The 8,443-nt window shown below is 68.7% G+C and carries 10 protein-coding genes and 1 pseudogene; 10 read left to right on the top strand and 1 reads right to left on the bottom strand.

Annotated features, from left to right (window positions below):
- The 10 genes from HUU96_RS07240 to HUU96_RS07195 all read left to right on the top strand — a co-directional run.
- A partial coding sequence (locus HUU96_RS07240) for a cbb3-type cytochrome c oxidase subunit I (protein WP_174292165.1) occupies window positions 1-757 on the top strand: 757 nt, incomplete at its 5' end.
- 127 nt (window positions 758-884) lie between these two features.
- Window positions 885-2,228 carry a DUF418 domain-containing protein gene (locus HUU96_RS07235; RefSeq protein ID WP_174292164.1) on the top strand — a complete coding sequence of 448 codons (1,344 nt, stop codon included), beginning with the start codon at window positions 885-887 and terminating at the stop codon, window positions 2,226-2,228.
- A 62-nt stretch (window positions 2,229-2,290) separates the two neighbouring features.
- On the top strand, window positions 2,291-3,187 hold the full coding sequence (locus tag HUU96_RS07230; protein ID WP_174292163.1) for a heme o synthase: 897 nt from the start codon (window positions 2,291-2,293) through the stop codon (window positions 3,185-3,187).
- Window positions 3,184-3,330: a hypothetical protein gene (locus HUU96_RS07225; RefSeq protein ID WP_174292162.1), complete on the top strand. Its 147-nt coding sequence runs from the start codon at window positions 3,184-3,186 to the stop codon at window positions 3,328-3,330. Before HUU96_RS07230 ends, HUU96_RS07225 begins: the two co-directional genes overlap by 4 nt.
- On the top strand, window positions 3,330-3,902 hold the full coding sequence (locus HUU96_RS07220) for a cytochrome c oxidase assembly protein (protein ID WP_174292161.1): 573 nt from the start codon (window positions 3,330-3,332) through the stop codon (window positions 3,900-3,902). The genes HUU96_RS07225 and HUU96_RS07220 overlap by 1 nt, the downstream gene beginning before the upstream one ends.
- 77 nt (window positions 3,903-3,979) lie before the next feature.
- Window positions 3,980-4,912, top strand: coding sequence for a cytochrome c oxidase subunit 3 (locus HUU96_RS07215; protein ID WP_174292160.1), 933 nt, complete (start codon window positions 3,980-3,982; stop codon window positions 4,910-4,912).
- 16 nt (window positions 4,913-4,928) lie between these two features.
- Complete coding sequence (locus tag HUU96_RS07210; RefSeq protein ID WP_254605092.1) at window positions 4,929-5,315, top strand: DUF983 domain-containing protein; 387 nt, start codon at window positions 4,929-4,931, stop codon at window positions 5,313-5,315.
- On the top strand, window positions 5,312-5,947 hold the full coding sequence (locus tag HUU96_RS07205) for an SURF1 family cytochrome oxidase biogenesis protein (RefSeq protein ID WP_174292158.1): 636 nt from the start codon (window positions 5,312-5,314) through the stop codon (window positions 5,945-5,947). The genes HUU96_RS07210 and HUU96_RS07205 overlap by 4 nt, the downstream gene beginning before the upstream one ends.
- Window positions 5,948-5,957: 10 nt before the next feature.
- Entirely contained in the window at window positions 5,958-7,355 is a 1,398-nt protein-coding gene (gene thrC / locus HUU96_RS07200) for a threonine synthase (RefSeq protein ID WP_174292157.1), read from the top strand.
- Window positions 7,352-8,221 (top strand): class I SAM-dependent methyltransferase, encoded by an 870-nt coding sequence (locus HUU96_RS07195; protein WP_174292156.1) that lies wholly within the window; start codon window positions 7,352-7,354, stop codon window positions 8,219-8,221. Before thrC ends, HUU96_RS07195 begins: the two co-directional genes overlap by 4 nt.
- Here HUU96_RS07195 and HUU96_RS07190 read toward each other — a convergent pair.
- Window positions 8,218-8,443: pseudogene (locus tag HUU96_RS07190) on the bottom strand (hypothetical protein); the annotation flags it as partial. The gene HUU96_RS07195 and the pseudogene HUU96_RS07190 sit on opposite strands and share 4 nt — an antisense overlap.

The following is an 8,443-nucleotide window of genomic DNA, read 5'->3' as shown; positions in this document are numbered from 1 at the left end:
CCGAAAGCCGGTGTTCGGCTATCTCGGCATGGCGTACGCGATGGTCGCGATCGGCGTGGTTGGCTTCGTCGTGTGGGCGCACCACATGTTCACCACCGGCCTGTCGGTGAACACCAAGATGTACTTCACAGCCGCCACCATGGTGATCGCGGTGCCGACCGGCATCAAGATCTTCAGCTGGATCGCGACGATGTGGGGCGGCAGCCTGTCGTTCAAGACGCCGATGGTGTGGGCGATCGGCTTCATCTTCATGTTCACGGTCGGCGGCGTCACCGGCGTGGTGCTCGCCAATGGCGGCATCGACGATTACATGCAGGACACCTATTACGTCGTCGCGCACTTCCATTACGTGCTGTCGCTCGGCGCGGTGTTCTCGCTGTTCGCCGGCTTCTACTATTGGTTCCCGAAGATGTCGGGGCGGATGTACAACGAGTTCCTCGGCCAGCTGCACTTCTGGGTGTTCTTCGTCGGGGTCAACGTCATGTTCTTCCCGATGCATTTCCTCGGACTGCAGGGGATGCCGCGGCGTTACCCGGACTATCCCGATGCCTTTGCGCATTGGAATTATGTCGCGTCGGTGGGCTACATGATCATGGCCGCGGGGATGGCGGTGTTCTTCGTCAACCTGGTCTGGTCGTTGCTGGCCGGTCCCAAGGCACCCGCCAACCCCTGGGGCGACGGTGCGACGACGCTGGAATGGACGCTGTCGAGCCCGCCACCATACCACCAGTTCGAGACGCTGCCGATCATCGACTGAGCGGACCGATCTGCAAACACGCGAGCGCTCCGGTGAGAGCCGGGGCGTTTTCGTTAGGTGCCGCCGCCGGATTGCCGGGTCAGCACCCGCGTGGTAGCGAACGGCATCGTCGGGGGGGCGGCTGAGCATGAGCATCACGGCAGCACGATCGGACGAGCCCGACGGCGCGCCGCGTATCGCCAGCCTCGACGTGCTGCGCGGAGTGGCGATCCTCGGCATCCTGTTCATGAACATCAACGACATGGGCCAATCGATGCTCGCGTCGGGAGCGGACATCCGCCATCTCGGCTGGGCACCGGCCGACCGGGTCGCGTGGACGATCCGCGAGGTTTTTTTCAACGGCACCGCGCGATGCCTGCTGGAGATGCTGTTCGGCGCGGGGATGGTGATTCTGACCGAGCGCGCTGCGACCAGCGCCGGCCGCTGGGCGACGATGCGCCGCTATTATGCGCGCAACGTGGTCCTGTTCGGCTTCGGACTGGTCCACGTCTTTATCCTGTTGTGGCCGGGCGAGATCCTCCACACCTATGCCCTTGCCGCCCTCATCGCGTTCCTGTTCCGGCGGTTGCGGCCACGCTGGCTGATCGCGATCGGGCTGATCGCGGCGGTGTCGCAGCTCGGCGGAGCCGGCTATTTCGGCTATTATCGCGGCCTCCAGCAGCACACCGCCATCCAGCGCGTCGAGGCTCGTCAGCAAGCGCACCTGCCGCTCAACAAGGGCGATCGCGCCCTGCTCGATCGCGCCGCCAAAGCCGATGCGCGACGCGCCAGACTCGCGAGCGATATCACGGCGGAAGATCGCGGCCGCACCGGTAGCTTCTCGGACTGGGCGCATACCCAGATCGACGGGTTCATCGATCTAGAAAGCAAAGGCCTCGAACTGCTCTGGGTCTGGGAGGCGGCAAGCGTGATGCTGATCGGCGCGGCGCTGTTCAAGCTCGGCATCCTGCAGGGGCTGCGCTCACGCCGCTTCTACGCGCTGCTGGCGATCGCGGGCTATGGCATCGGCTTGCCGCTGCGCGCGATCGGTGCCGCCGAGCAGATGCGCTTCGACCACCTCCCGCATACGATGTGGGCAACGTCTGAGATCGCCCGCGAAGCGACGACGCTGGGGCACGTCGCTGTCATCAGCCTGCTGCTGGCGTCGGTGGCCGGCGCAAGGCTGATGAAGCCGTTCGCGGCGGCGGGGCGGACGGCGCTGTCGATCTACGTCGCGCAGACGCTGATCACGCTGTGGCTGGTGTTCCCGCCCTTCGCGCTCGCCTTGTACGGACGGCTGACCTGGGCGCCGCTGATGTTGGCGGCGCTGGCGATCGACGCCGTGCTGCTGGTCCTCGCCAACCACTATGTCCGCAGCTTCGCGATCGGGCCGGTCGAGTGGGCGTGGCGGTCGATCGTCGAGCGTCGGCGATTGCCGTTCCGGCACAGGCGGATCGGCGCATCGAACGACGGGCTCGCGCTTCCCGCCTGAACGCGGACAGCGGCAGGCTCCGCTTCCCCCGGCGATGCGGTGCGCCTATAGCCGCCTCGACCATGACCGCCGCCGCCCTGCCCCCGCCCGCCGACTGGCGCGACTTCCTAGCGCTGACCAAGCCGCGGGTGATGACGCTGGTGGTGTTCACCGGGCTGTGCGGCCTGCTCGCCGCGCCCGCCGGCGTGCCGCCGGTGATCGGCTTTACCGCCATCCTGTGCATCGCGCTTGGCGCGGGCGCGGCGGGGGCGCTCAACATGTGGTACGAGGCGGACCTCGACGCGGTGATGAAGCGCACCGCCGGCCGGCCGCTCCCCGCCGGGCGGATGGACCGGCCCGCCGCGCTCCAGTTCGGGGTCGGGCTGGGCGCGTTCTCGGTCATCCTGATGGGCCTGGCGGTCAACATCGTCGCCGGCGCGATCCTCGCTGCGTCGATCCTGTTCTACGTCCTGGTCTACACCGTCTGGCTGAAGCGGCGCACGCCGCAGAATATCGTGGTCGGCGGCGCGGCCGGGGCGTTTCCGCCACTGATCGGCTGGGCGGCGGCGACCGGGCATGTCGCGACGCTGCCGCTGCTGCTGTTCGCGCTGGTGTTCCTGTGGACGCCGCCGCATTTCTGGGCGCTCGCGCTGTTCGTGCAGACCGATTATGCCAAGGCCGGCGTGCCGATGCTGCCGGTCGTCGCCGGCGAGCGTGCGACGCGGACCCAGATCGGGCTCTACACCATTCCGATGGCGGTGACGGCGATCCTGCCCTGGCTGCTGGGGCTGGTCGGCCCTATCTATGGTGCGGTCGCGGGTATCACGACCGCCGTCTTCGCCGTGCTTGCCACCCATGTGGCGACGCGCGCCACGCAGGCGAACGATCCCATGACCCCGGAGAAGCGCTTGTTCAGCTATTCCATCCTCTACCTCTTCGTCGTGTTCGGCGCGCTGGTCGCCGATCGGTGGGTGGCATGAGCCCGTTCGACGACAATCCCGAGGAGCTGGTCCGCCGGCGCCAGCGTGGCCGGGCCGTGGTGATGGCGGTGCTGCTCGGCGGCCTGGTGGTGCTGGTGTTCGCGATCACCATTGCCAAGATCCGGGTGGGGATGGCGCACTGATGATCGCGAGCTGGCGACGACTCGACGGCACCCGGCGCACCGCGCTGGTGATGGTTGCGGTCATCGCCTTCATGACCGGGCTCGCCTGGGCAAGCGTGCCGATCTACCGCCTGTTCTGCCAGGCGACCGGGCTGAACGGCACCACCGGCCGCGGGCTGGAGGCGCCCGGCGCGGTCGACCATCAGGTGACGGTCGCGTTCGACACCAACGTCTCCCCCAACATGCCGTGGCGCTTCAAGCCGGAGGCGCGGTCCGACACCGTCGCGGTGGGCGCGCGCGACATGGCGTTCTTCACCGCCACCAACACGTCGGACCATCCGATCACCGGCACCGCCACCTTCAACGTGCAGCCGGCGCAGGCGGGCAAGTATTTCAAGAAGATTCAGTGCTTCTGCTTCACCCAGCAGACGCTCAAGCCCGGCGAGACGGTGCGGATGCCGGTGATCTTCTATGTCGAGCCCGGCATCGTCGACGATCCCGACGCGCGCGACATCCAGACGATCACGCTGTCCTACACCTTCTACCCCGCCGATGCGGTCAGAACCACCGGGCGTACTGCGATCGATGGCTGAGCGCGCCTAAAACCCCGTTGGCCGGCGGCGAAAACCGCTCTAGAGCGTTCAGAACAAGCACCCAGGGAAACCCGACGATGGCCGGCGCCAAGAACCACAGCTACCACATCCTTCCGCCCGACATCATGCCGATCGTCACCGCGTTCTGCGCGCTGGGCGTCGCGGCGGGCGGCATCATGTGGATGAAGGGCGGCCATACCGGGCCGGAGCACGCCAATGGCGGCGGCTGGATCTTCCTGATCAGCTTCGCGGCGCTGCTGTTCTCGATGGGGTCGTGGTGGGCCAAGGTGATCGCCGAGGCGCATCACGGCGACCACACGCCGGTCGTGCAGCTGCACTTCCGCTACGGCATGATCCTGTTCATCGCCTCCGAGGTGATGTTCTTCGTCGGATGGTTCTGGGCGTTCTTCGACTTCTCGCTGTTTCCGACCGCGCTGACCTTCGCCGATGGCCAGGTGACCCGAGCGGCCGAAGGCGCGGCGCAGATCGCGGCGACCTGGCCGCCCAAGGGGCTGGAGGTCATCAACCCCTTCGCCTTTCCGCTGCTCAACACCATGATCCTGCTCTGCTCGGGCACCACCGTCACCTGGGCGCATCACGCGATGATCCACGGCCAGCGCGGCGGCGTGAAGAAGGGCCTGTGGGGCCTGATCGGCGTCGGCGACCGTGACGGCGTGCTCAAGGGGCTGTGGCTGACGATCGTGCTAGGGGCGCTGTTCAGCACCATCCAGGCGTTCGAATACGCCCATGCGCCGTTCCCGTTCAAGGGCATCAACTATGGCGCGTCATTCTTCATGGCGACCGGCTTCCACGGCTTCCACGTCCTGGTCGGCACGATCTTCCTGACCGTCTGCCTGATCCGCGCCTATCGCGGCGACTTCACGCCGCGCCAGCATTTCGGCTTCGAGGCGGCGGCCTGGTACTGGCACTTCGTCGACGTGGTGTGGCTGTTCCTGTTCGTCACCGTCTATGTCTGGGGCGGCTGGGGCGCGCCGGTCGCGGCGGGATGAACGTGACGGCGCGGCGGTGACAGACCCTGAACGCGCCGTTCCGCCCGGAGCCGAGCCGAGCATCCTCGATGTGGCGCTCAAGGGCATCTGCCCGCGCTGCGGCAGGCCGACGCTGTTCCGGGGACTGCTCAAGTTCGCTGATCGCTGCTCGCATTGCGGGCTCGATTACGAGAAGTTCAACGTCGGCGACGGGCCGGCGGCGTTCCTGACGCTGATCCTCGGCACGATCGTCATCGGCCTGGTGATCTGGCTGCAGCTCGCGCTGTCGCCGCCTTGGTGGGTGCATTTGATTCTCTGGCCGCCGGTGACGGTGGCGCTGGTCGTCGCCTCGCTGCGCCTCGCCAAGGGCGCGCTGATCGCCGCCGAGTATCGCAACGCCGCGCGCGAGGGCCGCATCCAGTGAAGCGCGTGCCGGTGGTGGCGACCGTGCTCGTCCTGGCGGCGGTGGCGGCGATGATCGCGCTGGGGTTCTGGCAGCTCCAGCGGCGACAGGAGAAGCTGGCGTTGCTGGCGCTCTACGCCGGCAACCAGCACCGGCCGACGATCGCGATGCCGGCCACACCCGACGATATGGTGCTGTTCCGGCACGCCGTCGCCACCTGCCGCGAGCCGCATGGCTGGCACCGCGATGCCGGCCGCGCCGCCAACGGATCGAGCGGCTGGCGTGCCATCGCGCAATGCTTCGCGACGCCGGCCACCGCCGCCTTTGCGGTGCAGGTCGGCATCGGCAGCGATCCGCTCCACGATCCGGTCTGGGTCGGCGGCACGGTCAGCGGCTACATCACCCACGCGCCGCAGCACCGCGCGCTGATCGAGGGGCTGTTCTCGTCCGCGCCCGACGAGCTGATGCTGGTCACCGACACTCCCCTGCCCGGCCTTCGGTTCAATCAGCCAGCCAGTCTCGACGACATCCCCAACAACCATCTCGCCTATGCGGTGCAGTGGTTCCTGTTCGCCGCGATCGCCGCGACCATCTACACCATCGCGCTGGTGCGGCGGCGCGCGCCGGTTGTGTCGCCGCCGGTCCGGGGCTAACCGAGCCGTCATGCGCTATGTCAGCACGCGCGGCACCGCGCCGATCCTCGACTTCCGCGATGTCACGCTGACCGGCCTCGCCGCCGATGGCGGGCTGTACCTGCCCGAGGCTTGGCCGGTACTGCCGACCGAGACGATCGCGGGACTGGCCGGCCTGTCCTATGTCGACACTGCGGTCGCGGTGATGCTGCCCTTCGTCGAAGGGGCGCTGACCGCCGACGAGCTGCGCGGGCTGTGCGAGGCCGCCTATGGCCGCTTCGCTCATGCCGCGGTGACGCCGCTGGTCCAGCTCGATCACGACCAGTGGCTGCTGGAACTGTTCCACGGCCCGACGCTGGCGTTCAAGGATGTTGCGCTGCAGCTGCTCGGGCTGTTGTTCGAGCGGTTCCTGACGGGGACGGACAAGCGCCTGACCGTCGTCGGCGCGACCAGCGGCGACACCGGCTCGGCGGCGATCGACGCGCTGGCGGGGCGCGAGGGGATCGAGGTGTTCATGCTCCACCCCGCCGGCCGCGTGTCGGCGGTGCAGCGGCGGCAGATGACGACGGTGCTCGCCCCCAACATCCACAACATCGCCCTCGACGGCGCCAGCTTCGACGACGCGCAGGCGCTGGTGAAGGCGATGTTCAACGACCGCGGCTTCGCCGACCGGTTCGCGCTGTCGGCGGTCAATTCGATCAACTGGGCGCGGCTGATGGCGCAGGTGGTGTATTATTTCTACGCCGCCGTCCGCCTCGGCGCGCCCGCGCGGCGGGTTGCCTTCGCGGTGCCGACCGGCAATTTCGGCGACGTGTTCGCCGGCTATGTCGCCGCGAAGATGGGCCTGCCGATCGAGCGGCTGGTGGTCGCGACCAACGTCAACGACATCCTCCACCGGGCGCTGACCGCAGGTGATTATTCCAAGGGCGGCGTCGTGCAGACGCCGACGCCGTCGATGGACATCCAGGTATCGTCCAATTTCGAGCGGCTGCTGTACGACGTCGGCGACCGCGACGGCCGGATGCTGGCCGAGCAGATGCGCGGCTTCGAGGCGAGCGGGGCGATGCGGCTGACCAATGCGCAGGCCGAGGGTGCGGCGGCGATCATCGCCAGTGAGCGGGTCGACCTCGACGCGATGGCGGGCGCGATGGGCTGGGCGTGCGCGCAGGCGGGGCAGGTGATCGACCCGCACACCGCGATCGGCCTCGCCGCCGCGCGGCGGCTGCCTCCCGGAACGCCGGTGGTGACGCTCGCCACCGCTCATCCTGCCAAGTTCCCCGACGCGGTCGAGCGCGCCACCGGCGTCCGCCCGACCCTGCCGGCGCGGCTCGGCGACCTGTTCGAGCGCGAGGAGCGCTATGCGACGCTGGCCAACGACTTCGCCACGGTGACCGGCTACATCGCCGAGCGGGCGCCCTCCTCCCAGTGAGCCTGCAGACGCTGATCGGCGAGCCCTGGGCCGATTACGGGCTGGTCGACTCGGGCAACGGCCGCAAGCTGGAGCGCTATGGCCGTTTCCGCTTCATTCGCCCCGAGGTGCAGGCGCTGTGGCAACCCGCCAGCCCCGACTGGCGCGCCGATGGCGAGTTCGTCCCTGCCAGCGACGAGGAGGGCGGCGGCCAGTGGCGCTTCACGACGCCGGTCCCGCGCGAGGGCTGGCCGCTGCGCTGGGATGAGGTGCGCTTCACCGCGCAGACGACGCCGTTCCGCCACCTGGGGTTCTTCCCCGACATGGCACCGGTGTGGAGCTGGATGCGCGAGCGATTGCAGGGGGTCGAGGCGCCGGAAGCGCTCAACCTGTTCGGCTATACCGGCGTCGGCACGCTGGCGCTCGCCGCCAAGGGCGCGCGAATGGTGCATGTCGACGCCTCGAAGAAGTCGGTTGAGGCCGCTCGCGGCAACGCGCGGCTAACGGGGATGGCCGATGCGCCGATCCGCTGGCTGACCGACGACGCCACCAAATTCGTGGCGCGCGAGGTGCGGCGCGGGCGGCGTTACCACGGCATCATCCTCGACCCGCCCAAGTTCGGGCGCGGGCCGGAAGGCGAGCTGTGGCGGCTGGAGCAGCATCTGCCGGCGCTGATCGCCGACTGCCGACGGCTGCTCGACGGGGCGTCGCGATTCCTGTTCCTGACGGTGTACGCGGTGCACATGTCGCCGCTGGCGATCGGCGAGATGCTGCGCCAGGCGTTTGCCGACCTGCCCGGCACGGTCGAGATGGGCGAACTGGCGGTGCGCGAGGAGGCGCGCGGGCTGGTGCTGCCGACCGCGATCTGGGCGCGGTGGGCGCGCTAATCCATTCCCGCCCGCACCGCCGTGGCCGCGACGAACGGTGCTCCCGCGACGATCAGCAGGCTGACCGCGGCAAGCAGCTTCAGCGCCGCCGGTCCGCCCGCCGCCGCACCCGCGCCGAAGATCAGCAGCGGCACTGCGAGCGGCAGCATCACTAGCCCGGCGATCGCCCCCGCCCCGCGTAGGCCTGCGCCTCGTCCGCGGACTTGAACGCGTTGAGGATGC

It is taken from the genome of Sphingomonas bacterium (assembly GCF_903644135.1).
In the GTDB taxonomy this organism is placed as follows: domain Bacteria; phylum Pseudomonadota; class Alphaproteobacteria; order Sphingomonadales; family Sphingomonadaceae; genus Sphingomonas.
The sequence above is the reverse complement of the archived record's forward strand: the minus strand, read 5'-3'. Positions and strand labels throughout refer to the sequence as shown.

Excerpts from the sequence above, each read along its gene's own strand:
- HUU96_RS07235 (WP_174292164.1), top strand. The coding sequence starts at position 885 with ATGAGCATCACGGCAGCACGATCGGACGAGCCCGACGGCGCGCCGCGT.
- HUU96_RS07230 (WP_174292163.1), top strand. The coding sequence starts at position 2,291 with ATGACCGCCGCCGCCCTGCCCCCGCCCGCCGACTGGCGCGACTTCCTA.
- HUU96_RS07225 (WP_174292162.1), top strand. The coding sequence starts at position 3,184 with ATGAGCCCGTTCGACGACAATCCCGAGGAGCTGGTCCGCCGGCGCCAG.
- HUU96_RS07220 (WP_174292161.1), top strand. The coding sequence starts at position 3,330 with ATGATCGCGAGCTGGCGACGACTCGACGGCACCCGGCGCACCGCGCTG.
- HUU96_RS07215 (WP_174292160.1), top strand. The coding sequence starts at position 3,980 with ATGGCCGGCGCCAAGAACCACAGCTACCACATCCTTCCGCCCGACATC.
- thrC (WP_174292157.1), top strand. The coding sequence starts at position 5,958 with ATGCGCTATGTCAGCACGCGCGGCACCGCGCCGATCCTCGACTTCCGC.